This is a genomic window from Metabacillus litoralis, assembly GCF_003667825.1.
Taxonomy (GTDB): domain Bacteria; phylum Bacillota; class Bacilli; order Bacillales; family Bacillaceae; genus Metabacillus; species Metabacillus litoralis_B.
Window position 1 is genome coordinate 1,313,589 of sequence record NZ_CP033043.1, and the last position, 26,236, is coordinate 1,339,824.

General features: G+C 35.3%; 21 protein-coding genes, 1 pseudogene and 2 riboswitches. Of the genes and pseudogenes, 11 read left to right on the forward strand and 11 right to left on the reverse strand.

Annotated elements, in window-relative coordinates:
- The first annotated feature begins 53 nt into the window (after window positions 1-53).
- Entirely contained in the window at window positions 54-959 is a 906-nt protein-coding gene (locus D9842_RS06305; protein ID WP_121661776.1) for a class I SAM-dependent methyltransferase, read from the forward strand.
- 179 nt (window positions 960-1,138) lie between these two features.
- The gene (locus D9842_RS06310) at window positions 1,139-1,780 is read left to right on the forward strand and encodes a pentapeptide repeat-containing protein (RefSeq protein WP_121661777.1); all 642 of its coding nucleotides are present in this window, start codon (window positions 1,139-1,141) and stop codon (window positions 1,778-1,780) included.
- A 53-nt stretch (window positions 1,781-1,833) separates the two neighbouring features.
- Here D9842_RS06310 and D9842_RS06315 read toward each other — a convergent pair whose 3' ends face one another.
- Window positions 1,834-4,077: an EAL domain-containing protein gene (locus D9842_RS06315; protein WP_121661778.1), complete on the reverse strand. Its 2,244-nt coding sequence runs from the start codon at window positions 4,075-4,077 to the stop codon at window positions 1,834-1,836.
- A gap of 85 nt (window positions 4,078-4,162) precedes the next feature.
- A riboswitch (cyclic di-GMP riboswitch) is annotated at window positions 4,163-4,245 on the reverse strand.
- Window positions 4,246-4,432: 187 nt separating this feature from the next.
- On the opposite strand from D9842_RS06315, the gene D9842_RS06320 reads away from it, so the two are divergent.
- Window positions 4,433-5,443 (forward strand): hypothetical protein, encoded by a 1,011-nt coding sequence (locus D9842_RS06320; RefSeq protein ID WP_121661779.1) that lies wholly within the window; start codon window positions 4,433-4,435, stop codon window positions 5,441-5,443.
- Window positions 5,444-5,467: 24 nt separating this feature from the next.
- Here the strand turns inward: D9842_RS06320 and D9842_RS06325 are convergent, their stop codons facing one another.
- The 3 genes from D9842_RS06325 to D9842_RS06335 all read right to left on the reverse strand — a co-directional run bounded on the left by D9842_RS06325 (window position 5,468) and on the right by D9842_RS06335 (window position 8,847).
- The gene (locus tag D9842_RS06325) at window positions 5,468-6,298 is read right to left on the reverse strand and encodes an alpha/beta fold hydrolase (RefSeq protein ID WP_121661780.1); all 831 of its coding nucleotides are present in this window, start codon (window positions 6,296-6,298) and stop codon (window positions 5,468-5,470) included.
- 79 nt (window positions 6,299-6,377) lie between these two features.
- Window positions 6,378-7,031 carry a hypothetical protein gene (locus tag D9842_RS06330; RefSeq protein ID WP_121661781.1) on the reverse strand — a complete coding sequence of 218 codons (654 nt, stop codon included), beginning with the start codon at window positions 7,029-7,031 and terminating at the stop codon, window positions 6,378-6,380.
- Between the two features lie 508 nt (window positions 7,032-7,539).
- On the reverse strand, window positions 7,540-8,847 hold the full coding sequence (locus tag D9842_RS06335; protein WP_162987327.1) for a methyl-accepting chemotaxis protein: 1,308 nt from the start codon (window positions 8,845-8,847) through the stop codon (window positions 7,540-7,542).
- 514 nt (window positions 8,848-9,361) lie between these two features.
- Here D9842_RS06335 and D9842_RS06340 point away from each other — a divergent pair.
- Both D9842_RS06340 and D9842_RS06345 read left to right on the forward strand, forming a co-directional pair.
- Window positions 9,362-9,763 carry a hypothetical protein gene (locus D9842_RS06340; protein ID WP_121661783.1) on the forward strand — a complete coding sequence of 134 codons (402 nt, stop codon included), beginning with the start codon at window positions 9,362-9,364 and terminating at the stop codon, window positions 9,761-9,763.
- A gap of 46 nt (window positions 9,764-9,809) precedes the next feature.
- Window positions 9,810-10,451 (forward strand): pyridoxamine 5'-phosphate oxidase family protein, encoded by a 642-nt coding sequence (locus tag D9842_RS06345; protein WP_121661784.1) that lies wholly within the window; start codon window positions 9,810-9,812, stop codon window positions 10,449-10,451.
- 83 nt (window positions 10,452-10,534) lie between these two features.
- Here the strand turns inward: D9842_RS06345 and yeiL are convergent, their stop codons facing one another.
- On the reverse strand, window positions 10,535-11,203 hold the full coding sequence (gene yeiL / locus D9842_RS06350) for a transcriptional regulator YeiL (protein WP_121661785.1): 669 nt from the start codon (window positions 11,201-11,203) through the stop codon (window positions 10,535-10,537).
- 79 nt (window positions 11,204-11,282) lie between these two features.
- Between yeiL and D9842_RS06355 the strand changes: the two genes are divergently transcribed.
- On the forward strand, window positions 11,283-12,476 hold the full coding sequence (locus D9842_RS06355) for an MFS transporter (RefSeq protein ID WP_121661786.1): 1,194 nt from the start codon (window positions 11,283-11,285) through the stop codon (window positions 12,474-12,476).
- 117 nt (window positions 12,477-12,593) lie between these two features.
- Here the strand turns inward: D9842_RS06355 and D9842_RS06360 are convergent, their stop codons facing one another.
- The 4 genes and pseudogenes from D9842_RS06360 to D9842_RS26200 form a co-directional block, all read right to left on the reverse strand.
- Window positions 12,594-13,067, reverse strand: a complete 474-nt coding sequence (locus tag D9842_RS06360) for a GNAT family N-acetyltransferase (protein WP_121661787.1) — start codon at window positions 13,065-13,067, stop codon at window positions 12,594-12,596.
- A 40-nt stretch (window positions 13,068-13,107) separates the two neighbouring features.
- Entirely contained in the window at window positions 13,108-13,845 is a 738-nt protein-coding gene (locus D9842_RS06365; protein ID WP_121661788.1) for a polysaccharide deacetylase family protein, read from the reverse strand.
- Window positions 13,846-13,934: 89 nt separating this feature from the next.
- Window positions 13,935-14,231 (reverse strand): hypothetical protein, encoded by a 297-nt coding sequence (locus D9842_RS06370; RefSeq protein WP_121661789.1) that lies wholly within the window; start codon window positions 14,229-14,231, stop codon window positions 13,935-13,937.
- 248 nt (window positions 14,232-14,479) lie between these two features.
- Window positions 14,480-14,566: pseudogene (locus tag D9842_RS26200) on the reverse strand (YjcZ family sporulation protein); the annotation flags it as partial.
- A gap of 383 nt (window positions 14,567-14,949) precedes the next feature.
- On the opposite strand from D9842_RS26200, the gene D9842_RS25715 reads away from it, so the two are divergent.
- Window positions 14,950-15,096: a hypothetical protein gene (locus D9842_RS25715; protein ID WP_162987328.1), complete on the forward strand. Its 147-nt coding sequence runs from the start codon at window positions 14,950-14,952 to the stop codon at window positions 15,094-15,096.
- 755 nt (window positions 15,097-15,851) lie between these two features.
- On the opposite strand, the gene D9842_RS26490 is transcribed toward D9842_RS25715, so the two are convergent.
- Window positions 15,852-20,936 (reverse strand): rhamnogalacturonan lyase family protein, encoded by a 5,085-nt coding sequence (locus D9842_RS26490; RefSeq protein ID WP_121661791.1) that lies wholly within the window; start codon window positions 20,934-20,936, stop codon window positions 15,852-15,854.
- Window positions 20,937-21,365: 429 nt separating this feature from the next.
- Here D9842_RS26490 and D9842_RS25720 point away from each other — a divergent pair, with 429 nt between their 5' ends.
- Window positions 21,366-21,512 carry a hypothetical protein gene (locus D9842_RS25720; RefSeq protein ID WP_162987329.1) on the forward strand — a complete coding sequence of 49 codons (147 nt, stop codon included), beginning with the start codon at window positions 21,366-21,368 and terminating at the stop codon, window positions 21,510-21,512.
- 677 nt (window positions 21,513-22,189) lie between these two features.
- Here D9842_RS25720 and D9842_RS06385 read toward each other — a convergent pair.
- Window positions 22,190-23,701: a sensor domain-containing diguanylate cyclase gene (locus D9842_RS06385; protein ID WP_162987330.1), complete on the reverse strand. Its 1,512-nt coding sequence runs from the start codon at window positions 23,699-23,701 to the stop codon at window positions 22,190-22,192.
- A gap of 164 nt (window positions 23,702-23,865) precedes the next feature.
- A riboswitch (cyclic di-GMP riboswitch) is annotated at window positions 23,866-23,945 on the reverse strand.
- Window positions 23,946-24,154: 209 nt separating this feature from the next.
- Here D9842_RS06385 and D9842_RS06390 point away from each other — a divergent pair.
- The 3 genes from D9842_RS06390 to D9842_RS06400 all read left to right on the forward strand — a co-directional run bounded on the left by D9842_RS06390 (window position 24,155) and on the right by D9842_RS06400 (window position 26,216).
- Window positions 24,155-24,865, forward strand: a complete 711-nt coding sequence (locus D9842_RS06390; protein ID WP_121661793.1) for an ABC transporter ATP-binding protein — start codon at window positions 24,155-24,157, stop codon at window positions 24,863-24,865.
- Complete coding sequence (locus D9842_RS06395) at window positions 24,859-25,611, forward strand: ABC transporter permease (RefSeq protein WP_121661794.1); 753 nt, start codon at window positions 24,859-24,861, stop codon at window positions 25,609-25,611. The genes D9842_RS06390 and D9842_RS06395 overlap by 7 nt, the downstream gene beginning before the upstream one ends.
- Before the next feature lie 74 nt (window positions 25,612-25,685).
- Window positions 25,686-26,216 (forward strand): PadR family transcriptional regulator, encoded by a 531-nt coding sequence (locus tag D9842_RS06400; protein ID WP_121661795.1) that lies wholly within the window; start codon window positions 25,686-25,688, stop codon window positions 26,214-26,216.
- Window positions 26,217-26,236 lie beyond the last annotated feature (20 nt).

Genomic DNA, 26,236 nt, shown 5'->3' on the forward strand with positions numbered 1-26,236 from the left:
TAAGGTTCTCCTGGCCAGGGGAATCTTATTTTTGTTATATCGGAGGAAAAGTGATGAAGAAAAATGAATCCAGTGTAACTTCCTTGATTACAGCCTTTAGTCGAGCCTACCATAGTATGTATGATACACCCCATATTTTTAATGACTATATTGCCAAAAACTTACTTACCCAAGAAGAATTTATAGATATTCGCGAAAACCTGATAAATAGTATTGAGCTTTTCAATCAAGACATTGCTGAAAAGTTAAAAAATAAACCGGATGAAATTTTAAAATGGATCACGCAAATCCAACTTTCTCCTACGCCTCTATCACGTGCGGCTTATTGTGAACAAGTATTAAAAAATGAAATCGCTCTAGGTGTTCAACAATATGTTATTTTAGGAGCTGGATTTGATTCCTTCTGTCTGCGAAACCAGGAATTACATTTAGAAGTATTTGAGGTTGATCATCCTGCAACACAGGAAAATAAAAAGAGTCGGTTAGCAAATGATGAAATTCCAGATACTCTTCATTTTGTTCCGGGTGATTTTACAAAGGACTTTACGATACAAAGTCTTGTGAAAGAAGGGTTTCATCCTGAACATAAAACATTTTTTAGTCTGTTAGGTGTTTCTTATTATTTAACAAAACAAGAAAATGCTAATTTGATTTCTACATTATTTAGTAAAGTCCCTCAAGGAAGTTCCATCGTTTTTGATTATGGAGATGAACATCTTTTCGAAGAAAAAGGAAAGTTTAATAGAGTTCAAAATATGGTGAAAATGGCATCTGCTAGTGGTGAACAGATGAAATCATCTTTTACTTATGAAGAAATGGAGAAAATGTTAGAACAGTCTGGTTTACTCATTTATGAGCATTTATCACCTGAAACGATACAACAGCAATTTTTTAGTAATCGTTCAGATTATTTGTCTGCGTTTGAGACAATTCATTATATTCATGCTGTAAAAAAATAGAGTTCTTAGTAGAAACCTCCCATACTTTACATGGGAGGTTTCCTCTTTCTATCTCTTAAAAATCGCCTTTGTCCACATTTTTACAAAAAAATAAAGACTTAAAAACTTATCTTCTTTATTTTAAAGTTATAAATAAGGGAAAAAGATAAAAACCATAGTTCAGAGAGGGAATTTTAATAATGAAAATTGAATCACCTAAAATACAAAATCAAGATAGCTTACCATTGAAAAATTTTACTGATATTTTCTATGAAGAAGACTTAGAACTAGAAATGTGTCAAATTAATGATGCTTTATTTGATAATGAAGTACTTCCTAGAGCTCGATTTTATAAGATGCTCTTTAAAAATTGCAAGTTTAACTCTACAGACTTTTCTAAAATTGATATCACAGATGTTATTTTTGAAAACTGTGATTTTTCCAATGCAAAAATGAATTCTTCTTCTATACACAGAGTTGAATTTAAAAATTGTAAGCTACTTGGTGTAGATCTAACTGAATCTAGCTTTGGAAATGTTCACTTTCAAAATAATTTACTTAACTTATCAGGTTTTGGGAATTCAAAACTAGAAAAAGTCATCTTTCAAGATACATCATTAGAAAGCGCCGATTTTTATGAATGCAAATTTAAAAAGGTCGATTTTACAACGTGTAACATAAACAGTGCAAGCTTTGAAAGCACATCTCTCAAAGGAATAGATATTAGTACGTCTTCCTTTGATTCACTCACTGTGTCATTATCTGATCTTCAGGGCTGTAAAGTTTCTTCCTATCAGGCCGTTCAATTTGCGGCAATCTTAGGATTAGTTATTGCGGATTAAGACACTACCTACAACCAAAGCCACATTCGCGATGAATGTGGCTTTGGAAATCGTTATGATATTTTCTCTAAAAATTTCTTTTCAAACTCGATTGAATTCACTGCTTGTGAAAAGAGATAGCCTTGTCCAATTTTACAACCATTTTCAAGTAGAATTCTTACTTGATTTTCCTTCTCTATTCCCTCAGCTACAACATTTAAATTCATGTTGTTTCCCAAATCAATAATGGTTTTGATCATCATCTGTTGGTTATGATCGTCTGGATTTTTAATAAAAGACTTATCAATTTTTATCGTATCGATCGGTAGCTGCTGAAGCACATGTAAGGAGGAGTATCCAGTTCCAAAATCATCTATAGAAATTTTAATTCCTAACTTTCTTAGACGATTTAAAATATGAATACTAACATTTATCTCTTGCATAATGCTTTCTGTAATTTCTAATTCTAAAAATTGTGGCTCTAGCCTTGACTCTTGTAGAGCTTGACTGACAATTTCAACAAAATCTTTATTTTTAAGTTGCCTTACAGAAACATTGATTGAAACACATAAAGATGGATAGCCTTTTTCCTGCCATGCTTTACTCTGCTTACATGCTGTCTTTAGCACCCATTCTCCAATAGAGATAATTTGTCCTGTTTCTTCCGCAATGGGAATAAATTCAACAGGCGAAATTATACCTAATTCAGGGTGATTCCAACGCAGCAACGCTTCCATGCCATTGATCTTATTAGTCTCTAAATCTACCTTTGGCTGATAAGAAAGAGAAAAGTGATTTTTTTCGATAGCACATCGCAGTTCATTTTCTATTTTCATTTTTCTAGTATTTATTTTTTCTAGTTCCGTGTTATAAAATTTAAAGTTGTTTTTCCCATTTTCCTTCGCTAGATACATGGCAGCATCAGCATTTTTAAGAAGGTCCTCACCATTATCTCCATGATCAGGATATCTACTAATCCCTATACTTGGTGTGACGATAATTTCATGTTCATCTATTCGAAATGGCTGCGTAAATTCATTTAATATCCTATGGGCTATCATTGAACATTGTTCTTCTAAACCTTCAGAAACGATGATGACAAACTCGTCTCCGCCTAGTCTATAAATTTGAGCAGAATCATCTAAAGCGTCGCTAAGTCGTTCTGCTGTTTTTATCAAAACGTGATCTCCGCGATAATGTCCTAGTGTATCATTTATTACTTTAAATCGATCAAGGTCTAATAATAAGACAGCCATGCTTTTATTAGTAGCATGATTCAATCTTTCACTTAAATCCTCTTGAAAGCTAGCTCGATTATTTAAACCAGTCAATGGATCATGATAAGCCAAAAATTTATACTCTTCCACAAGCTTTTTATTTTTAGTTAAAACTCTAAGTTGGCGAGCTATAATCAAGTTCATAACAATGACCAAACCTAAACTAAGAAGATTTAGTTTCCATTCATAACTATGTGTAACTAAAACAATCAGAACGATTACACTAAAGTATGGAAAAATTCTTTCTCTAGTATCGAATGGATTCATAATGTGCAATCTTGTTTCGGCCCTATTATTCTTAGCGTAATAGCCTCCAATTCCTATCAATAAGATTGACACCATCCATAGAAAATCCGACAAACCTCCAGGCTGATACGTTTCCATCGTCGCTTGATATGCGTAATAAGAATCAGCTATTACTTGCAAAAAGAACCCAATAATAAGATATAAAAACATATTCTCTTCTTGTTTAACTTGTTGAATTAAATAGTAAAGAATCGTTATAACAAATAATATACTTAAACTTATAATAGGATAGGCAATATTTGTGATAATCATGATAAAAGATTCCGATTTTAAGATATTCGGTCTTATTAAATAATGTGCACTAACGGCTGTAGCTGATATCATAAAAACAACGATATTAAATATGTAGGAGCTAGTTGATGCAATAAGACTAAATTCTCTTACTTTATAAATCAAGGCCGATAAATAGAACATATAAGCTAAAAGCCAAATGAAATAAGAGTTATCAGGAAACAGGGTTGTACTTTCAAACAATTGGTGCTTAAACCATAAAGTATTTGATAGTATTGTCAGAATGACACCGATTCCTAATAAAAGCCAAAAGTATTTACTTTTCTTACTCATACTTTTATAAGCTTTTATGAGCCAAATCAAGCTAAGAATTCCAACAATGATTTGAACGAAAGTAAGTCCTAAAGATTCTAGTAAAGGATCATGTATAAAGATCTTCCAAGTGAAATAAATGAAAGCGGATACAAAAAGTGTGGTTGTAGGTAGTCGACCAATCTTTAGCATAGCAATCCCCCACTTAATTAAAAATAAAAGCTTTATAAAAATAAAAGGCTACTTCCAAATGGAAATAACCTTAAATCGTTATTCCTTTGGAAACTCAGCCACCATAGGTTTCCCCGTAGGTCTGTAGCTTTGCGTCATCATTTTTCAATGATTTTGCCTTTTCAGTGAATTTTTTTTAATTATTTCATTTATTTTATCATGTTTACCTTGTAAAAAATAGTCCTTTTTAACTATGAGAATCGTTTTGTGGAACGTTATGTCGAACATGCATGGAAATGGTTCCAATTTCATAAAGACAGGGCTTTCAAAAATGACTATACTTCTTTTACAACTATTATTTCGAGGTGAACACAGAGTGAAGGTATTTAGAAGCGCAATTGGTTTCATGTTTCTCCTATTTGTAGCGTTTTACCCTATTAATGCAAGTGCAGCAACGTTAAATGAAGCCCAACTTGCTGTGAAGAAAGCAGAAAGCTATGGAGGATCATTAAAATGGCAAATGTCTGTGGAAAGAAACAATGGAATTAGAGACATAGATATGAAGCTTTATAATGATACGAAAACTTATTATCAAAAAGCAGTCACTATTGTTTCTTCCTTAAAGAAAAGCACAGCTAAAACTCAATTAGAAGCTAGATTATCTAGTAATGTGAAACAACAAATTGATAAATCAGCCACTTATATTGATGCTTTAAAAGTTGGACAATCTGTAGAGGCAAAAAGATTAGAGCTTAAAAAACGCAATGATTCTCTTGTCATGAATCATGAGACAGTTATTCTTTATAACAATCTCTCTGCAGAAATCAAAAAGCTAGACCGAGTTGTTTCACGAGTGTATGGAAAGCCAAATCGTGATGCCTTTCGTGAAAAGTTTGTAAATCCAGCAAGATTAGAGCAAAACAGAATTATTTATCCTGTATCTGCCTTTATTGAACTGGAACGGGCAAAACAAGAATTGGCTAAAAATGAAGTGAATGTTGATTATGTTCTAGATCGATTTATTTTGATTGATCGCTTTCTAGAAAAAATCGAACAGGAATCTATTTACTTAAACATTGCGAGTAATCTTCACATCCTAGAAATGGAATTGGCTGACATGAATACCTTTGATGGACCAAGAGTCATTTCTGTTGAGGTGGTTGAAGACGCAGCTAATACGATTCGTGTTCTATTCAAAGGCGGAGAGGCAGATCCTGTAGAAGAGGAATACTATGAAATCGAGATACCATACGAGGTTGGGAAAAACAGTGTTATTGGCTTTGAGCATGGTGGCTATGAGTATTTGGTGAATATCTATTGGAATGAAGGTCAATTTGGCGGTTTATTTGCACATGTTATTGAGCTTGATTCTAGAATAATAGAATAGGTTCTAAGCAAAAAAGAGAAATCCTCATTCGGATATCTCTTTTTTTAGTTTACTAGATAGTAACCAGTCTTTAAATAAACTCTGAACGACCGCTCTTTTTTCAATCGTCATCAAGTGACCCGCCTGATCAAGGACTGAAAAGGAAAGATTAGAAAACATATCCAGAAAAGGAAGATAATCACGATAACCGCAAATAGAATCCTGTTTCCCTAAAATAAAAAGTGTAGGAGTATGTAAATTGTTCATGTCGCTAAACGGGTCATTCTTCAAGTAATACCCCTCTTCCCTCCAATTAGACAAAAGAAACTCGCGATCTGCTAATAAACGACCTGGCTGAATTGTACGGAGAAAGGATTCAATATTTTCCTTTGTTTGATAAACAAGTAAAGTGTTAATAGCACCTCTAACCTCGGGATCTATTGTTTTCAATACATCCTCATCTACTTCTCTTACCACTTTTATTGGTAAGGTTCTTTCTTTTTTATGGATGGCAGGTGCAAGTAAACACAAGCTCTTTACGGAATCTCTTTTTCTACTAAAAATTCCTTGAGCTAAATACCCTCCATAAGAATGACCTACTAACGAAAATGTGTGAACTTTTAACTCAGTCTCTATAAAAGAAAGAATTATATCTAAGAAATCTTGAGTAGACTTTAGACTTTTCCCAATCTTACTTTTCCCGTGAGCTGGAATGTCTATATAAATTCGCTGAAAGCCTTTCATATTGTGAAAAATAGGCTCGATCCAGGCTGTCATGGAGCGATGATCTGTTCCCATAGCATGTAAAATAAGAATAGGATGTCCCTCTCCATACGTTTCATAAAATAATTGACTATCTTTAAAATGAACGATCATCTATCATTCACCCTTTCATTATTGGTTATCTAAGAGCTGGATACTTTATCTAGAAACACAGAAGAATCATATGGATTAACTATAAAATGCGAATGTCCTCTCCCTCTATTAACTTAATATGAATACCCGTTGAGGTTCCCCCACCAATAGGATTCGGCACATCTGTTAGGTCAAGTAACGCTTTTACTTCAATCGTTTCTTCACTATTTCCTTCTATTGTAAATATGTGAGGGCCATTCAAATTCATGAGCGACTCCATTCGTACTTCATCTTCAGGGAAAAAAGAATCTAAAAATTCTATTTCAAATGAAACAGATTCACTGCTGCGATTATGCAAAACGATTGAGCATTCCCCATTTAATAGATCTTCGCTCACATGATCAAATTGACAGGTACCACTTCCATCATACGAAATGGCTGCTATCCCCTTAGCTAAGGTTTCTTGATACATGGTAATCAAAAGTGTTGGTAGAATTGAATAGACCAATATAACGATGATCATCGTTCTTACACGATATTTCTTTAAACCAATACCAAGTAAAATCATTGCCAGAATAAACAAGAAAGATCCAATGATTCCGAGTACAACGTACCCATCTTGGTCTCGAATTGGTAACATCATGAATGAAGCCCGTGCGTCAATTGTTTTATTAGTAGGATATGGAAAATAGAAGCTCATACATATACATAAAATCACAGCTGAACCAATGAGTGCTAGTTTGCTTTTTACCATGCTATCCCTCTTTAAATAAGTTTTCATTTTTATCTTGATAAGTTAAAGCTCAAAGGCAGTCACTACCTTCTGAATGCGCCTGCTCTCTATTGTTAGAGATAGATATGGTTCATTAGAATTCGTCTTACTCAGTTTCATGCAAACCATTCAGTTCGGAATGACGTTTTATCAGGTTGACGAGCTCTTGCTTTTGATTGTGTGATAGTTCATCCATAAGTTTCACGTCATAGTTTTTGACCTTATACTTATTATAATACAGGCTTCTCGTATTACGTAAGTGCTTGTGATAGGATTAGGCAATCATTTGATATGAATAGGGATAGCGTTTTGACTGTTTGAGCATTTGTAACAAAGATCGGTGAATTCACTCTTAGGTTATGAATGAGGAGAAAATAAGCCTTCTTCGATACAGCAAATATTTAGCAGACATAATAATCTATTGCTGTAATGAATGGAAAATAAAAAAACAATCAACTCTATTAGAGTAATGATTGTTTTTTCGGAAAAATCAAATTTTAAATTTACTTATTTCTACTCTTAGGTCATTTGCCATTTCACTTAACAACTGGGCAGAAGAAGTGATTTCTTCATTTGAAGCAGATTGCTCTTCTACAGTAGCTGCAACATTTTGGACACTAGATGAGGCTTGCACTGCAATGTCATCTATTTCTCTGATGCTTTCGGTCGTTGTCTTTGTTCTCTCATCAACCATGACCATAGCTTTAATTGCTGAGTCTGACTTATTTCCTATGTTGTGAACATATTGAACAATGTCTTTAAACGCTTCACCACTCTTATAAACCATGCCTCTTCCATCTTCGACAATGATCGTCCCACTATTTATAGAATCAACAGCCTCAGTGGTTTGAAGTTGTATCTCATTTACCAATTTTCTAATTTCTTCACCGGCTTTAGAGGAACCCTCTGCTAGCTTTCTAACCTCTTCGGCCACTACAGCAAATCCTTTACCTGCATCCCCAGCTCGTGCGGCTTCGATTGAAGCATTTAAAGCTAGTAAGTTTGTTTGATCCGCAATGTTAGTTATTAAGGAAACAATTTGACTGATTTCCTTAGATTTTTCTCCCAAAGTATTCATTTTTTGCGAAGAGGACAGAACTGAATGTTGTATTGTATCCATTTTATTAATCGTTTCATCTATTAACTTTAATCCAGAATCTGCCTTATCGTTTGTTACATTAGCTAAATCGGAAATCGTTTGAATAGAAGCTGCAACATTGTTTAATTCGTCACTAACTAATTTAGAAGATTTAAAGAGTTCGGATGTTTTCGCTGTTTGTAGTTCTGAACCAGATACAATAGCTTGAATGGCATTTGATATTTGCTCAACTGAAGCACTGCTTTGTTCGGTACTAACTTTAAAATCTTCTGAATACGAAGCAACTTTAGCAGATGTATCATTAGTTTTTGTCACTACTTTATGTAAATTACTGATCATTAAATTAAATGATGATGCTAATTGACCGATTTCATCTTTTGAGTTTTCTTCTATAATAATTGTCAAATCCCCATTTGCAGCTAATTTTGTTGCCTCTAGTACTTTTTTAATTCGATTAATAATTAAAAATCTCGTAGCTAATGATATGATGACAGTTGCAACTAAAAGAGTAATAGAGGTGTTGACGAAAACTCCAAAACTACCGTCCACATATTCTTTTAATAAAAGGTTTATATATTGAGAAATTGGCGAACTAATTACTAAACTTACGATTACCACTACGATCATTTTAAGTCTTATACTTACTTTAACATCCATTTTATCGGTGATTTTACTTTTTGTATTTTTCTTGAAGTCCATCTTTCTTATCTCCATTCTTAGGTGGTTAAAAAGTTAAAACAACAAATCTATTTTCATTTTATTTATGGGAACACATGTCAATACCTCCTCTTAGTACTTTTAACCCCTGTCCTATACCCTATTCACGCTAATTAAAAACCTCTAAATCATTTATTTTTTAAAAAAGTTATTTTTTTGTGGAATTATGAGGATTATTTATGGCAAATTTACGATCCATTGAAACGTTCTGATAGAAGGGCTTTCTTTATTGATTTTTAAATATAATAATAGATCACATTACCCTTTAAAGATGTATTGGTTCACACTTACATTTGAGTTTGACAACCTTACTTTTAATAATGACCAATATATTTGTCACTCAAGGTGAAAAAAAATTCGTTTTTTGATTTAAGAGTCATAATTATGAAATTAACTCAAGTAATAAAAATAAAAAATAAGAGGAACCCATGAATTCCTCTTATTTTTTATTGAAACTTTTCTGAAAATTAGATACCTTTCTTAAAGAGGTGGTTTTTTGCAACAATACACGGGGTTTTTCATTTTATTAGGCCTTATTTTGATCATTGTCATTTCCAGCAGGTCATTAAGATGGTGGATAAAAACGACAATGATCACCTATTATTTCGTACTGTCCTATATCTTTATTTCAACCAAAAATAAAATTGATAAACAATTCGAAAACATCCTCCCTGTTCCTGATGAATACTGGGATAAAAATTCAGAATGGGTTAGTACGATTGCGGGTTTTCTATTCTGGCCATTAGCGTTTATTTTGATCTTCCTTTACTTTAAATGGTTTACTAAGGCTAATACTCGGATTGCTAAGGTCTTAGTATTCACAAGCATGATTCCTGCAGCAGCTATCTTTATCTTTTTTGCATTTTTATTTGATTTTTCTTATGGGTACAGACCTTAACTTTCTCATGATATGATGTATTATTCCAATTTGGAAAGGTGATTACATGACAACTACATATAAAAACATTATCTCTACAAAAGAGGAATTTGAAGAGTTTCGCTCCTTTATTGGCACTCCTAGCCAAAGAGCTGCAAATAAAGTGATTTCCTTTATTGACGAACATTGTGTTGATTTTATCTCAAAATCTCCATTTCTATCTCTCGCTACTTCTAATGCAGAAGGAGAATGTGATGTAACTCCAAGAGGAGATGCTCCAGGGTTTGTGATGGTATTAGATGAACAACATTTATTTATTCCAGAAAGACCAGGAAATAAACGAATGGATTCCGTTCATAACATAATTTCCAATCCTAATATTGGACTCCTTTTTTTGATTCCTGGTTTAGGAGAAACATTAAGAATAAACGGGAAAGCTTATATTTGTCGTGATCCTGAACTTCTTGAAAAAAGTGCGGTAAATGGAAAAAGTCCTTTATTTGGTTTATTAGTAGAAGTGAAAGAATGCTATGTACACTGTGCGAAAGCTTTTATACGATCACAGTTATGGGATGCTGAATCATGGTTAGCAAAAGAAGCCCTTCCCTCAGCTCCACAAATGCTGGTTGCTCACGCCAAATTACCAAATGCTACATCAGATCAAGTGGCAAAGGATTTAAAGGAAAGCTATACACAACGATTGTATTAAACCAATTAAACTAGTTAACTAAGCTTAACACCCCATTAAACATGGGGTGTTTTATTTTCGTTTATTCTACTGCCACTTCCCTACTAATTTCTTAGTTTCTCAGCAAGTTCTTCTAACAGGTTTGGCTGCACGATCCGATAGTGGCGTCCGTCCTTTTGCAGGTAGCCCTTCTCGCAAAATTGTGAAAGAACATGTAAGAGATGTCGATAGGATACGCCTAAAAAGTCACAAACGGTAACGTGCTTTTCTTTATAAATTTCTTCATCTGCTGTTTGTAAAATAAAATCTGCCAGTCTATTTTCGAGCGGGAAGGCAAAGCTTTGCGAGGATTTTGCAGCCATCTTTGTTGCTTTTGAACTAAGAAATTTGCTTAATTCACGAAGAAATGTCGCATCTTCCATCATCAGTGATCGGCAGTGCTGAAAAGGAATGGCAAAGCAGATCGTCTTTGATGAGGTTTGAATTCCTTTTGTATAGTAGACTTCATGTAATAATTCCATTTCCCCGATATAATCATTCTCATGAATAAAATTGAGTAATGAAACTTTTCCGTTTTGATGTGTAACATATATTTTTGCTTTTCCTTCAATCACATAAAATAAAAAATCTGGTCGATTTCCTTCCTGGATGATCCACTCCCCGCGTTTATATTCATGAACTTCTATAAACTCTTCTATAGGAAAAGAAAATAAGTGAGTAATCGGGTATGAATCTAAATAGTGTTGTTTTTCCTCTTTATTATAAATTTTCATCCTACACCTCAAAATGTGAGATTTCTCATATTATTGTACCTATCTCCATGATAACATGTAAACAATGGAGGGAAACAAAATGAATACATACCGCTGGATGAGTAAACGTTTTTTTATTTTTTATATGACTTGGGGCATTTTTCTTCCATACTGGACCGGATGGATGATTATCGAAAAAGGAATTACAGTCTCTCAAGCTAGTTTCATAATGAGCCTCGGCCTTGTAGCAAGAGGACTTTCTACTTTATTTGCCTTTCCTTATTTATCCGAAAAATTTAGCGCAAAGACCATATTGAATGGAATGGCGATTGGAACATTTATAGCCATTCTATGCTATATCCCAGCGAATTCCTTTACTAGCTTACTTGCTGTTACGTTTTTACTGCATATATTTTATCCAACCTTAATGCCTGCTTTAGATAGTGCGGCTGGACACCTTGTGCAAAGCAAGCAATTAAAGCATTATGGAAAAAGTCGTTCATGGGGGTCAATTGGATTCGTAGTGGCGGGTCTAATTTTAACCGTTTTAACTGGGTCATTTGGTGATTCAGTTATTTTATGGATCTTATTGCTTGGAATCATGGTGTTCATTGTGCTTGTCTTTCTGCGCGCACCAGTCATACTATCTGAAAAACCAAAAAATGACCCTACTAAAAAAGGTGGGATACGAGAATTATTTCGAATCAAGTATTTTGGGTTAGTACTAACAATCGTGATCCTACTGCAAGCAGCACACGCCTCTTATTACAACTATGGGTACATTTATTTGCAAGAAATTGGTGCACCAAAATATTTAATTGGTGTGATAATCAATATTGGGGTTATTGCAGAAATCATTTTCTTCTTAATTGCAGATAAGAAATTTCAAAGGTTTTCAGTAGGCTCATTACTAGCATTAGCAGCATTCGGTTCAACGATTCGTTGGATTCTAGTATTTGCCTTTCCTAATGTGATTGTTTTTAGTATTTCGCAAACCTTACATGCGTTTTCATTTGCAATGGGTCACTATGCTTTTATGAAATACTTAATAAATAACATCCCACAAACAAAGATTCCAAGGGCACAAGGCATATATTCTGCGCTTGCTCTGAGCTGGAGCACTGCTGTCTTTACGATTTTTGGAGGATTTTTATACGAAATCGAGCCAAAATACGCATTTATCGGGATGATTATCTGTACAATCCCTTCCATGCTATTTGCCCTTCTGTTTCGCTATTTAGCAAATAAAAAGGAAGTGGCGATCGTTCGTAATGATGCGATGGTTGATCATTAACATTTATTGCATACAAAAAAACCAAATGAGACTGCTCATTTGGTTTTTTTCATACTTCCTTCTATATGGGCAGCCCGAGAGATCACCTCTATATTGGTTTAACACGATATTGAGCACTTATTCTAAATATTTCACAAATAAAATTCGATCTTGATTTGGCCCATCATAGTCAGAGTTTACTGAAACACCTTCTATTTCTTTATCTCCCCTCTCAATTTCAAAGCCCATTTTGGTATGATACGCAATTGACCCTTTATTAACTGGGGACGTAACACAACGAACAATGTTTCTCCCATTTTGCTTTACCACTTCAAAAAAGGACTTGTATAATTGATTTCCGATCTTATGTTTTCTGTATTCTGGATGAACTCCAACAAAATGAATATATGCCTCATTTAGATGAGTTTGAGAAAGGAATCCGATAAGAAAACCAACAATATGATGATCCTGTTCTGCAATAAAACTAGTTTGTGTAAAATGGTCAAAGAATAGCTTTGGTAACATATCAGACATATTTCTGCCACCCCACCAATCATTAATTAATGGAGAAATAACATCATAATCTGAGCCTTTTACTGGGCGAATGTTCATTTTAATCACCTACATTATGTAATATCTTAATATCTTCAAATCACTTTCTTTCTACTATTTTAGCAAAATCATCAAGTGTAGTTGAATATTTAACATAAATACGTGGTAAAAGATAAAGTTCATTTTTAATGCCTTTTTTAGAAAAGTATTCAGGAGTTGTTGTGAGGCCAAAAGAGTAATATTTCTTTGTTTCTTCTATAACTTTGTTATTGGTATTTCCGTAGGGATACGCAAGTGCTATAACTGGTTCTCCGGTTATGTTAAAAATTTTATCTTTCGAATCTTTCAGTTCATGTTCAAACATCGATATTTTCGTTAAATCAGGATGTGTTGCTGTATGAGATTGGATGGAGATGATCCCCGAGTCAGACAGCATGTTTAAATCTGCTGGTGATAATCGGTTCGTACGTCCGATAAAGTCACTTATCACAAAAATAGTAGCCGCGGGTTTAAAGCGTTCATTAGCCAGCATTTTTAATATGGCAAATGCATTCAAATTATTTTTGTATCCATCATCAAAGGTGATGAAAATCGGTTTCTCTACGTTATCAAGATCTTGCCATTGTTCAAAGGTTAGTAAGGTGAATCCATTGTCTCGTAAATACCTCATTTGTTTTTCAAAATTTTCAGGAGTTACATACAACTCCTTGTCACCAAGTCCTTTAAACTCGTCAATGGAATGATAAATTAAAATCGGAACTTGTTGTTGAGCTGAAATATGTAATGGAAGTACTAATGTGACAACGTACAAAACTATGGTCGTTGTGATTGTTTTCATCCTATTCCTCGCTTTACAGTCTTTTACCTTTTATTGTTCCTAAAAAAATGAAAAAACACCTCTTCATTCCATGAGGAGGTGCATCATGCTTATGTGAGTGAAAAATACTGATACCGCATTTTCCTTTGTTGGTTTTCCTTGCTAGCTTTAAAGACAACAGCTACGATGACTAATAAAATGAATAGCACAGCAATCAGAATCATGTCTGAAACTCGATTATTTTTTTTATTTGTATAAAGAACTGGTTTCGGGAGTTCCGAAGTAGTTGGTTTGTGAACGACTAATCTACGATAAGAAATAACTCCAATGATCATGAGCAAAACAAATAAAACGATAACAAGAACCCATTGAATACCTTTTGGAACTTGAGGATGGTGATTCATCATGTTTTCTTCCCCCTTCTTATGTAAAGGGTCCTTCTCTGCAGCACGGTATGACTAATATGTTAGATTGTTTACTGTAATATATGATGGAAATGGTTATTATGTATAGACGATGCTTTAAATAAAGCAGAAAGACTCCTATATAGGAGCCTTCTGCATAAAATCCGTTCATTTTTCTAGTCTTAGAACCAAGGAGTTCCGTATCCGTAACCACCGTAACCATATCCTCCGTCAACATAACCACCTGTTGTGTAGCTAGCTCCAACAATGATTAGAAGGATAAACAAAACAACAATCAGTGCAAAGCCTGCACCATAACCGCCTACTGCTTCACTCATTTACCTTCACCTCCCAAACTTCTCAATTCTCATAGTATGTTGCACGAATAAATTCGTTTGGGCATTTTGATTATTTTTTTAAATGGATTGAATAACTGGGCTTATTCCTATTGTGAATTCCCTGAAATTTGTAATTGTGATGCCTATCTTTGTCTTTTTGAAATACTTTAGAAACGGAAAAGTGTAAGCGGTTTCTGGTGTGTAGTTTAGCATTTCAATGGTCATGCAAGCATAAATAACTTTTTAATATCATTTTCCGTGAAATCATCTTAAATTAATATTGGTTTAATCTCATTTTGAGATATATAATGATACCAAGAAGTTCAAGAAAGGGTTACAAAGCATAACCATCTCGCTACTTCTTTACATAAGGAGGATGTCAAATGAGCCAACAAGTTAGAGATTTCAAAGTGAATGATTTACTAAAAAAACACAAATTTAACGAAAAAGAAATTGCTGAAATGGATGATTCACAAATTGAATATTTTCACTGGCTCTACTTCGAAGATTCTGTTTACGACTATATGTAAGTATTACTATATAAAATAGTTAAGCTATTGTGCTTGTGGCACAATAGCTTTTTTAGTAGTTAAATTTATAAGTTTTGGTCCTTAATGGGTTGTTAGTCATCATCGGGGTTATGAAGACTGTTAGTGTGAGATTTTATTGGGTTGTTGGTCATCATCGGGGTTATGAAGACTGTTAGAGTGAGATTTTATTGGGTTGTTGGTCATCATCGGGGTTATGAAGACTGTTAGAGTGAGATTTTATTGGGTTGTTGGTCATCATCGGGGTTATGAACGACAATCCGAGCTCGATTCTCCCCCAAAATGTCGTTCATCTACCTTATGAACGACAATCTACGCTCGATTCTACTCCCAAATGTCGTTCATCCACCTTATGAACGACAATCCAAGCTTGATTCTAGCCCCAAATGTCGTTCATCCACCTTATGAACGACAATCCAAGCTTGATTCTCCCCCAAAATGTCGTTCATCCACCTTATGAACGACAATCCAAGCTCGATTCTAGCCCAAAATGTCGTTCATCTACCTTATGAACGACAATCCACGCTCGATTCTACTCCCAAATGTCGTTCATCCACCTTATGAACGACAATCCGAGCTCGATTCTCCCCCCAAATGTCGTTCATCCACCTATGAACAACAATACAAGCTTAATCCACTCCACTTTTGTCGTTATCACCATTTGATGGGTGGGACAAGGAACCTGTCCCCACGGCCCACCCACGGCCCACCCAAGCACACGGCCCACCCACGGCCAATTAGTTCATCAATTCTTCTGTAAATTGAATAAGATAGTTTGCTTGATCTGTTGTTAGTTCTTTTTCTGTTTTAGCTTTCACATGGTTGATAAATGCATTTAATTGTCCATTTCTTGCTTTTGTATTATTTTTTTCGTCTGACTTTTTAGCAGCTTCTATTTTTGTAAGATATGGTTGGAGATTAGCTTCTTCTCCGTTTTCTTTGAGAAATTGTTGTGTTAAGTTTGCTAAGCTATCATAATCTACTACGACTTTTATAGAAATGGAACTGTTTGTTTTGTTTCCGGCTAGGTCAATTGCTTCAGCAGTAAACTCATGATTTCCTACTCCTAGTTGATAGGCAGGCTGTGAGTTCTCTTTACAGGTAGAAGATTCTATACCTGATAGAGCATCAACAGCTTCACAAGTGACGGTTATTTCTTGATCGATGCCAAATTCTGTTCCATCTTCAAGGTTAAAGGTAATGATTGGTGAAGTTGTGTCAAGGTTTATTGCTACTTCTTTCATGTCTTCAACATTACCTGCTGCATCCTCACTCCAATAGTGAATGATATGCTTGCCGTCGTCTTGAATTGTTACCGATGTTCCAGTTTGTTCGGAGCCGTTATTTACTTTATAGTAGGTATTCTCTACTTCAGTCTCATTGTCAACTGCAGTAAGCTTAATTTGAACAGCTTCATTGTACCAATTGTTCTGAGCTTCTCCAATAATTTCATGGGTTGTTTCAGGTGCGTTTTCATCTTTTTTCTCAGCAGATACTAAATAGATATTAGGTGTTGGTGGTTCTTCCATTCCTTCACCAATATAAAAACTAGGGTGTGGCGGTTGGTTGTAGCCAACATTTTGCCATGCGATCGATTGTCGATATTGAGCATCATGCATGAGAGTATAGATTTTATGATCCGTTACAGCTGTTGTTGTATACAGGCGTAAGGCACTGCTGTCTTCTGTTCTCCAAATGGCTTCTTCTCTCCAGTCACCTAAAAGATCAGCCTGTAAAGAAGGAGTACCCTTTGTTGAGTTATTTGAGTAAGTACCTTCAGCAAGTAATAGATTTTCAAGTTTTTTGTCTTCATAATTCCATTTTGCAATTGTTCCGGTTCCTACACCTTTATTGGCATCCCATTTATGATCGAGCAATTCTCGTAAAAGATCTCCATCCCACCAAATACCGAAGTTTGAAGATGGAATATTTTCTGAGATTTTTTCACCAGTAGCTGAATACAATCCACCAGTTGTACTATTCCATTCACCTGAAATGGCCCAAGCTTCAGCGCCCTCATAATTAGGATCAATATCAGCAGTCATACCACGGCCTGTATCTTCACCAGTTTGTACTCCCCAGATGAATTCACCCGTTTCTGCATCACGAAGATCAAAGCCATATTTCGCATTCTTATTTTCTTGAACAGAGAAAATTTCAAGTCCCGGTCTATTAGGGTCTAAATCACTAACATGAAGCGCGTCACCATGACCTAATCCTGAGTTATAAAGGCCAGAGCCGTCATCATCAATCGTTATTTGACCATAAACAATCTCATCTTTTCCATCATGATCAACATCAGCTACACTTAAGCTATGATAGCCTTGACCAGCCCAGCTACTATAGCCTTCGTTATTTGTATCAAATGTCCATTCTTTTGTTAGCTTACTATCTCTAAAGTTATAAGCTGTTACAACGGTTCTAGTGTAATAGCCTCTTGCCATAATAAGACTAGGTTTTTCACCGTCAAGATACGCTACTCCAGCAAGGAAACGATCGACACGGTTGCCATAGGAATCACCCCAAGATGCAACATCACCGCGTTGTGGGTCATAATCTGTCGTTACAAGTTCCTTACCTGTTTCACCCTCAAATACGGTGAGATACTCTGAGCCTTGAAGGATATAACCTGATGAATTTCGATGATCCGCGTCTTTCTTACCAATGACGTTTCCTTGACCATCCACTGTTCCATCGGCCGTTTTAAAGGCAATCTCTGCTTTACCATTTCCATCAAAATCGTAAACGATAAACTGAGTATAATGAGCACCTGCGCGAATATTTTTACCAAGATCTATTCTCCACAGTCTTTTGCCATCCAACTTGTATGCATCGATATACACGTTACCAGTGTATCCAGCTTGCGAGTTGTCTTTTGCGTTTGATGGATTCCATTTTACAATGGTTTCATACTCGCCATCGCCATCAAGATCTCCAACACTTGCATCATTTGCAGAATACGTGTAAGGATCTCCTAATGGAGTAACACCATCCTTTGGCTTATCAAGTGGAATGTCTAAGAAGTTATTGCTTAACACATTTGTGCGATCTTTTGTTTTCTTTTCTTTCCCATCTAAAACTGCCCTTACCTCATAAACATCATTTACGCTTCCTTCTTTGTCAACAAAGTTTGTGCTATCTGAAATAGGTGAAGAATTCATTTTTTCATTATTACGATAGAGATTGAATGACACATCTTTAGGGTCTGTGCCTAATAATCTCCAACCTAGATAAACGCCTTCGTCCGTTTTAACAGCTACTAGACCTCGATCAATTGTTTCCATTTGTCTTTTTAAAACTGTAACTGCCGGTGTTTCAAGGCTTTCAGATTTTTCGGAGATTCCACCGGCATTAACTGCTGCAACTTTGTAGTAATACTTAATAGTGGTTAAAACCGTTTTATCTGTATATTTCGACTCACTTGTTTTCCCAACTAATTGATATGTGCCATCTTTCTTTTCAGATCGATACACATTATATGTTTTTGCTCCTTCCGTTTTATCCCAGCTAAATGTAAGATCGTTTTTATTCACATCTCCAAGCTTAAGATTAACAGGTGCATTTGGAACAGAAACAGATGGGTCAATCATTGATACAGCTAATGGCATAGAAGGAACAGTTTCAACATTGGCACGATCAATCGTCGTAATTGTGTACTCATAGTCCATTCCAACATCGATGCTAGTATCTTTGTATGAATTCGTTGCCGATGTATCAATAAGCTCTATTTCATTAGTTCCAGCAACTTTTCGGTAAATATTATACTTTGCTGCATCTTCTACAGCTTTCCATGATAGAGAAACAGACGGATTTTCAGGGTCAATTATTACTTCTTCAGCCTTCAATTCTGATGGTGCAAGTAAAATTGGCGTAAGCTCAAGACCATTGGCAATGCCTGTTGATCCTTTGAAATTTACATTCATTTGACCATCTGTTACAGAAACATCAGAAAACACCTTCGAGGTATAATTTCGACTTGGAGCATTTACAGGACCAAGATCTTTCCCTTCGATTGATACGTCTGTTCTAGCACTTCCAAGGAAATCAGCGACATGAACCTTTACAGCATACAATCCATTTGGTACATCCACTTTGAATTCCCAGCCATTGTTAAAATATCCTAGCCAATCACGCGTTACATCTCGAAGTGGTGTATCTCCATCTCCACGGTCACGTGTAATCATACCTGTGTTATCTTTAATGCCATATCCTCTTTCTTCGGTATATACAGTATTAAGATCAACATTCGTATACCCTTCAGCAACAGGACTACCAACTGGTCCGAAGTCAAACTTTAAGTTTGCTTCTTTTGTTTTAATTTCAACAACATCTGAACGCTCGGACTCTCCTTTTCCGTTTACAGCAACCACTTGCAGATGATAGGTTTTTCCTTCATCCATACCTGATAAGCTGATTCTAGGAATAGTTGAGGTACCAGCTAAAACATAATTTTCTTCAGTTGAGAGTTTACGATAAATTTTATAAATATCGGTATTCTCTACTTCATCCCATGTTAACACTGCCCCGGCATTACTGATGCTGTTTGCTGTTACACCAGTAGGTTTGTTTGGAACATTTGCTGGAAGCTCAACATCTGTTACATATGAAGCTAGCGGACTACTTAACTCTTTAATTCCAGACGATAGAAGGCGTGCAATTTGAATCGCTCCATACTCCTGGAAGTGCGTATTATCTTGTGAGCCATTTGGAAATGCTTGATAAATTCCTGGTTCTGTATGAAGGAATACAGAAAGAGTCCCAATAGGTCCAATAGAGTCATAATATTCACGGCTAAGTGTACTTAAATCAACCAACTCTACGTCTAGTTCTGCTGCCACTTCTTTCATACCTTCTACATATTCAGGAAAACTCACATTGAAAATGCCAGTATCTGGATTGAAATCACGTCGGCCAACAGGTGTAACTAAGATTGGAGTGGCACCACGTTGGCGGGCTCCATTGATATAGGTTTTTAAGTAATTTTTATAATCCGGAACTGATGCATATCGCTCAGGTCTGCTGATCGTTGCATCGTTATGTCCAAATTGAATAAGAAAATAATCATCAGGACGGATTTTCGTCAAAATATTATCTAATCTTCCTTCGAAAATAAACGACTTAGAACTTCTTCCTCCAATCGCATGATTGTCGAATAGAATGTCATCATTAAAGTAGCGTGGAATCATCTGACCCCAACCTGCTTCAGGCTTCCAATATTCATCATATGTTTGAACAGTAGAATCACCTGCAATATAGACGGTAGGCTTATCACCTGCTTCACGTTTAGCAAGCTTTTTAATAACAAGGCCATTAATTTTTGGATTACTTCCAGTTAACTCAACATTTAATTGTCCATCTACTAAAGCAATTGAAAAGCTGCGGTCTATAAATTCCCCTGCTGCAACAGGTGTATCCTGAACCTTTTGTATGATTTCAGCTTTCACACCTATATTAGTAGCTTCCTTCGAATCTCCGGCAATAACGGAAACAGTATAATCTCCATTTGGTAAATCTACATTAAAACTTGTTTCTTGTGTTGAAATGAAATCGGACTGTAAAGCATCAGAAGTGCCATTATCTCCTGAAACGACCTTGGATGGATCTTGAAAACCATATCCAATTTCCTCGCTATAAGAGGACTCCTCTGAAACCTTGCTATATCCATCTTTTACCGCACTTGATGAGGTTCCAAAATCAAATTTTTTCGTTACTACATTTTCCTCTGCCTTTGCAGCTTGAAAACTAATAGGAAAATTAGATAATACTAGCATGGCACTTAATAAGATTGCAGCCTGCTTCCTACCTCTTCTCTTACCTTTCATAATTTCACTACCTTTCGTTATTGAAAATAGTCGCCTTATGCCTTGTCGTGATGAACGTATCCCTCCCTTTATTCCATTTTGAAAACCCTTACAATTTTACATGATAGATGTTGTCAGAATTTTAAGATATATAAATTTCAGACATTCTCGTTTAAAAAACAGATATGATTTTTATGTAGTTCTTTATACCTCCCTATATTTCGCTGTATTGTAAATCCTTTTTCTTGGTAACTTTGAAAATATCATGACAAAAGGCTGATTAAAAAGTTAAACGTATAGGTATTTTGTTTACATCCCTTTTTTATATCATTTTCTGGTAAATCATCTCAAATTAATATTGGTTTAATCTCATTTTGAGATATATAATAAAACCAAGAAGTTCAGGAAAGGTTTACACAGCGTAACTTCTTTAAATTAGGAGGATGTAAAATGAGCCAACAAGCTAGAGATTTCAAAGTGAATGATTTACTAAAAAAACATAAATTCAACGAAAAAGAAATTGCTGAAATGGATGATTCACAAATCGAATATTTTCACTGGCTCTACTTTGAAGATTCTGTTTACGATTATATGTAAGTGTTAATATAGTAGATAATGAAGCTATTGTGCTCTGGCACAATAGCTTTTTTAGTTTTAAATTAATAATTTTGGTCTTTGTTGTGGATATGAAGACCATTTGCGGTGGTATTGATCGGAGTTTTGGTCTTCATCGAGGTTATGAAGACCATTTGCGGTGGTTTTGATCGGAGTTTTGGTCTTCATGAAGGTTATGAAGACCATTTGCGGTGGTTTTGATTGGAGTTTTGGTCTTCATTGAGGTTATGAAGACCATTTGTGGTGGTTTTGATCGGAGTTATGGTCTTCATCGAGGTTATGAAGACCATTTGCGGTGGTATTGATCGGAGTTTTGGTCTTCATGAAGGTTATGAAGACCATTTGCGGTGGTTTTGATTGGAGTTATGGTCTTCATCGAGGTTATGAAGACCATTTGTGGTGGTTTTGATCGGAGTTATGGTCTTCATCACGGTTATGAAAACCATTAATAGCTGTTCCGAATAAAGTATTGGTTATCATTAACTCGATCAACGACAGTACAACCTCTTCCCTTCCCTCATTCGTTGTTCATTATCCGACAGGACGTGCTTTACCCATCTAGCTTTGTAAACAAGTAAGACTACTATTCTCTTTAAACAAATGAAAAAAGACCAGACCCCCAGTTAACTAGATAACTAAGATTCCGGCCCTGAATAGATTCATTTTCTCAACTTCACACCATGCTTTTCTTCATACATCCTTTTATCTGCTACACTATATAGTTCATCCATGATTTCTCCATCAAGAGGATAACGACTAATACCAATACTAGCCGAAAGAGTTATTTGTTCTGAATCTGATCGTTTCATGGGGATAGCTAATTGCTTGCGGATTTGTTTGATAATGGATTCTGTTTTATCAATCGTTAGTAATAAAACAAATTCATCACCGCCTAGTCTTGCGGTATGATGCTCATTTCCAGCTGCTTCTTGTAAAATTGTTGCAAGGTATCGTATCGCATGATCACCTGCTTGATGACCTAATGTATCATTTATTTTCTTTAATTTATTAAGATCTAGCAAAACAAGGTCAAACATTTCTTTTCTGCTTATAAGCTCTTGAATTTTCATCTCAAAAGCAGCACGGTTTGATAAGCCTGTTAAAGTGTCATGATATGCAAGATAATTCTCATGCTTCACCTTGTTTCTGGCTTCTGTAACATCTTTTACAATAACAAACTGAAGTGTTTTTCCTTCTAGTAAAATAAAATCGGAGTCAAACGATAAAATTATTTCTTGCCCTTCTTTATTCACAAATGTTAGTTCTTCGTTTGTAAGTCTAATTCGTTTTTGAAAAAATGTTTGATGTGCTTTTATAAACGTTTCCTTATCAACTCCACTTAAAAAAGTTAGGATCGAATTTTGAATAAGTTCCTTGTTACTAACACCTAAATAATTGGATACCTGAGGGCTAGCCTCATGAACAATCGCATCTTCATCCATAAGGAGGATCCCAAGTGGAGATCGCTGAAACAAGATGTTATATCGTTTCTCATACGATGATAAATAATCATATTTTGCCATACTAAGGAAAATGGCGTATGCCCAAAATAATGAACCGTGCGGAATCAAGAAAGTGATAAAATTAAATTTCGTATGCTGTAAAAGAATGGAGCCCACTAGCATCGTTATTGTCCATACAAAAAATGAGAGCATTCCTCTGAACCATAGTTTTGCTGCTTGATTTCCCTTTTTCATTTCCTTTACGGCTAAGAATAGGTTTACAGCAAGATAAGCAAAATCAACAATCCATAATATAATTAAGCCAGGACCCGGAATAAATGAATTTTCAACCTCTTTTAACATCCATGAATCAATTGGAATCGTTGCGATCATAACTATTCCTGGAATAAATAATAGCTTAAAGAATTTCCCGTTTTTTCCCTTATACATATTTGCATTCATTAAAATGAGATGTAAGGATAACAAAGCACCAATGGCTATAGATCCATTTATCCAATAAACAACAATTTCATTAATATATTTAGGAAAAATTAGGGAAGCAGTAAATACTCCGGAAAACCAGAGAGACGAAGATAGAAATAATAAGCTACATGTCATATGCTTCGAACTGTGGCGATTATGACTATAGACCATACCTGCCAGAAAAATAAAGATTGTTGCCGGAATAAGATACATTATACTAAAAAATAAAATTTGCAGAGTCCTCACCTACTAATTATCGCTAAATGGTGTTAAAACCTGTCGGCACTAACCATATATCCCTCTAAGAAACCGATTTAATTAAACAAGTTAGTTGAATATTCTTAGAATCTCATTACAAGAAAGCCAACACAAAACAAAAAAACTGCTTAGCACAGCAGTTTTATGTAAAGATATGTAACCCGGCTGTCGTGCTGTGCGTAGACCCGTGGCTTTGCGTCCTATGCTTTCACATAGTTTGCCAAAAAATATTCTTTTAAAGTAGTATAGTCTATTATTACTAGAAATGAAATAGCTATTTTTTTACATATATGAGTCCTCTTTACCATAATTAACTAAGAGTATAGCGAACGATGTCGAATTGTTATTGTTTACTTCACAATGGTTACGACTTATTATTAAGTCAAAGATAAATAATCAACGTTGAGTAAACAATATTAAATATCGAGGGAGAATGATTAAATGGCGTATATTAAAGCGGATAATATCCAAAAAAGCTATGGTAATAGAAAGGTTGTAAATGGTATTACACTTGACATTAAGAAAAATGAAATTCTTGCTGTAATTGGCCCTAATGGTGCCGGAAAGTCAACAACCATTGAAATGATCGTTGGGTTGCGGAAAGCTGATCAAGGAAACGTTAGGTATTGGGATGAAAAATATAAAACACAAATTGGCGTTCAACTTCAATCTGTTCCCTTCTTCCCTGGCTTAACCGCACTTGAGAATTTACAGCTGTTTGCAGCATTTTATAAAATACAGTTATCAAAGGAAGAAACAATGGAATTGCTAACTCAATGTGGCTTAGCCGACTGTAGTCATACCGATGCATCAAAATTATCTGGTGGTCAACAAAAAAGATTGGCGATCGCTGCAGTACTTGTTCATGATCCTACCATTGTCTTTCTAGATGAACCTTCAGCTTCATTAGATCCAAGGTCACGATTAGACATCCATCAAATCATTCGCAACCTTCATACAAAAGGAAAAACAGTTGTGTTTAGTTCGCATGATATGGATGAAGTTATCAAGCTAGCAACAAGAATCATCATGATCGATCAAGGTCGAGTTATCGCTGAAGGTGATGCTTTACACTTATGTGAAACATATAAAGTCAACAATCTTGATTCGCTTTATTTAAAACTCACTTCGAAGGAGGAAGTAGCATGGTAAACACAATTTTTCGATCCATGTTAGTGACATCATTAAGAGATAAAATTACGTTGTTCTATTCATTTATGTTTCCACTTGCCCTCATCATTGGATTAGGATTTTATTTCAATGATGGTGAAATGCCGGTCAAAATTGTTTCTGGAGTCACCGCTATTAGTACGATTTTTTGGGGTATGCAAGGAATTGCCTTTCAAGTTCATTTTCAACGAAATAAAGGCGTGTACAAATTTTTAAAGCTCACACCAATGCCAACGATGTTATTTGTTTCAATCATGATCCTTGCAAGAACAGTCATTGGGATAGTCGTGAACATGGTTGTTTGGGGATTTGGAATGTTGTTTTTACAAATTGATATTACCTTTGGTTCCTTCTTAACAACATTTCTACTAATTGTGATTGGCACCCTTTGTTTTACAAGTATAGGCTTTGTTATTTCAAACCTTGCGAACAATGAAGGACAAATCAATATGTTCTCAAACCTGCTACAATTACCGATGATTTTTATGAGTCAGTCGTTCTATTCGTTGCAAAACGCACCAGACTGGGTCAAAATAATTGGAAAACTGTTACCTTTTGAACATTACGTTAAAGGATTAAGAAACGCTATTACGTTAGATGGAAGCATTACTCTAGCACTCATCATCCCACTAGCTTTTATGATTGGCTCACTAGTCTTGTCTACTTACACATTCAAGTGGGAGTCGAGCACAACGACAATGAGTAAGAAATCAAAGAAGCTTGCCTAATCTTCTTTACCTCTTACATTGGATAATGCTATACTAATACTCAATATTGAGTATTTTGCGTTGAGGTGAAAGAAGTGGCACGTTTAATGGTATTAGGCATTCTACGAACAAAGCCAATGTCTGGCTATGAAATACAACAAGTTTTACAAGTAAGTCAAACAGATCGTTGGGCTGGGATCCTTCCTGGCTCCATCTATCATGCATTAAAGAAAATGGAAAAAGAAGAATTAGTAGAGATTGACTCAATGGAGCAAACAGGACATCGAACGAAGGCCATCTACAAAATCACGTCTAAAGGTGAAGAAGAATTTGTGAATTTGTTGAAGGAATCTTTATCAGCCCCTTCTGTTCAGCTACCAACACAGCTTTATACAGGGTTGAGCTTTATTGCAAGCCTAGATAAACATGCTGTGCTTGAAGCACTTCACTCACAAAAGCAAATCATCGAAAAGGAACTCGAGCAACAAAAACAAGGAATGCGATCAAAAAAGCAATATATTGAGATTGACGAGATCACTTCGTTAACGTTTCAAAGCATTTTTAAGCAATATGAGCTGCAACTTGAGTTTCTTGAATCATTAATTAATGTTTATGAGAAAAAGTAAAAAAGGGAAGAATCCGCTCT

What these genes read in the sequence shown, in the direction of transcription:
- D9842_RS06305 (WP_121661776.1), top strand. Translation starts at nt 54, where the DNA reads ATGAAGAAAAATGAATCCAGTGTAACTTCCTTGATTACAGCCTTTAGT.
- D9842_RS06310 (WP_121661777.1), top strand. Translation starts at nt 1,139, where the DNA reads ATGAAAATTGAATCACCTAAAATACAAAATCAAGATAGCTTACCATTG.
- D9842_RS06315 (WP_121661778.1), bottom strand. Translation starts at nt 4,077, where the DNA reads ATGCTAAAGATTGGTCGACTACCTACAACCACACTTTTTGTATCCGCT.
- D9842_RS06325 (WP_121661780.1), bottom strand. Translation starts at nt 6,298, where the DNA reads ATGATCGTTCATTTTAAAGATAGTCAATTATTTTATGAAACGTATGGA.
- D9842_RS06330 (WP_121661781.1), bottom strand. Translation starts at nt 7,031, where the DNA reads ATGGTAAAAAGCAAACTAGCACTCATTGGTTCAGCTGTGATTTTATGT.
- D9842_RS06335 (WP_162987327.1), bottom strand. Translation starts at nt 8,847, where the DNA reads ATGGACTTCAAGAAAAATACAAAAAGTAAAATCACCGATAAAATGGAT.
- D9842_RS06345 (WP_121661784.1), top strand. Translation starts at nt 9,810, where the DNA reads ATGACAACTACATATAAAAACATTATCTCTACAAAAGAGGAATTTGAA.
- yeiL (WP_121661785.1), bottom strand. Translation starts at nt 11,203, where the DNA reads ATGAAAATTTATAATAAAGAGGAAAAACAACACTATTTAGATTCATAC.
- D9842_RS06355 (WP_121661786.1), top strand. Translation starts at nt 11,283, where the DNA reads ATGAATACATACCGCTGGATGAGTAAACGTTTTTTTATTTTTTATATG.
- D9842_RS06360 (WP_121661787.1), bottom strand. Translation starts at nt 13,067, where the DNA reads ATGAACATTCGCCCAGTAAAAGGCTCAGATTATGATGTTATTTCTCCA.
- D9842_RS06365 (WP_121661788.1), bottom strand. Translation starts at nt 13,845, where the DNA reads ATGAAAACAATCACAACGACCATAGTTTTGTACGTTGTCACATTAGTA.
- D9842_RS06370 (WP_121661789.1), bottom strand. Translation starts at nt 14,231, where the DNA reads ATGATGAATCACCATCCTCAAGTTCCAAAAGGTATTCAATGGGTTCTT.
- D9842_RS25715 (WP_162987328.1), top strand. Translation starts at nt 14,950, where the DNA reads ATGAGCCAACAAGTTAGAGATTTCAAAGTGAATGATTTACTAAAAAAA.
- D9842_RS26490 (WP_121661791.1), bottom strand. Translation starts at nt 20,936, where the DNA reads ATGAAAGGTAAGAGAAGAGGTAGGAAGCAGGCTGCAATCTTATTAAGT.
- D9842_RS25720 (WP_162987329.1), top strand. Translation starts at nt 21,366, where the DNA reads ATGAGCCAACAAGCTAGAGATTTCAAAGTGAATGATTTACTAAAAAAA.
- D9842_RS06390 (WP_121661793.1), top strand. Translation starts at nt 24,155, where the DNA reads ATGGCGTATATTAAAGCGGATAATATCCAAAAAAGCTATGGTAATAGA.
- D9842_RS06395 (WP_121661794.1), top strand. Translation starts at nt 24,859, where the DNA reads ATGGTAAACACAATTTTTCGATCCATGTTAGTGACATCATTAAGAGAT.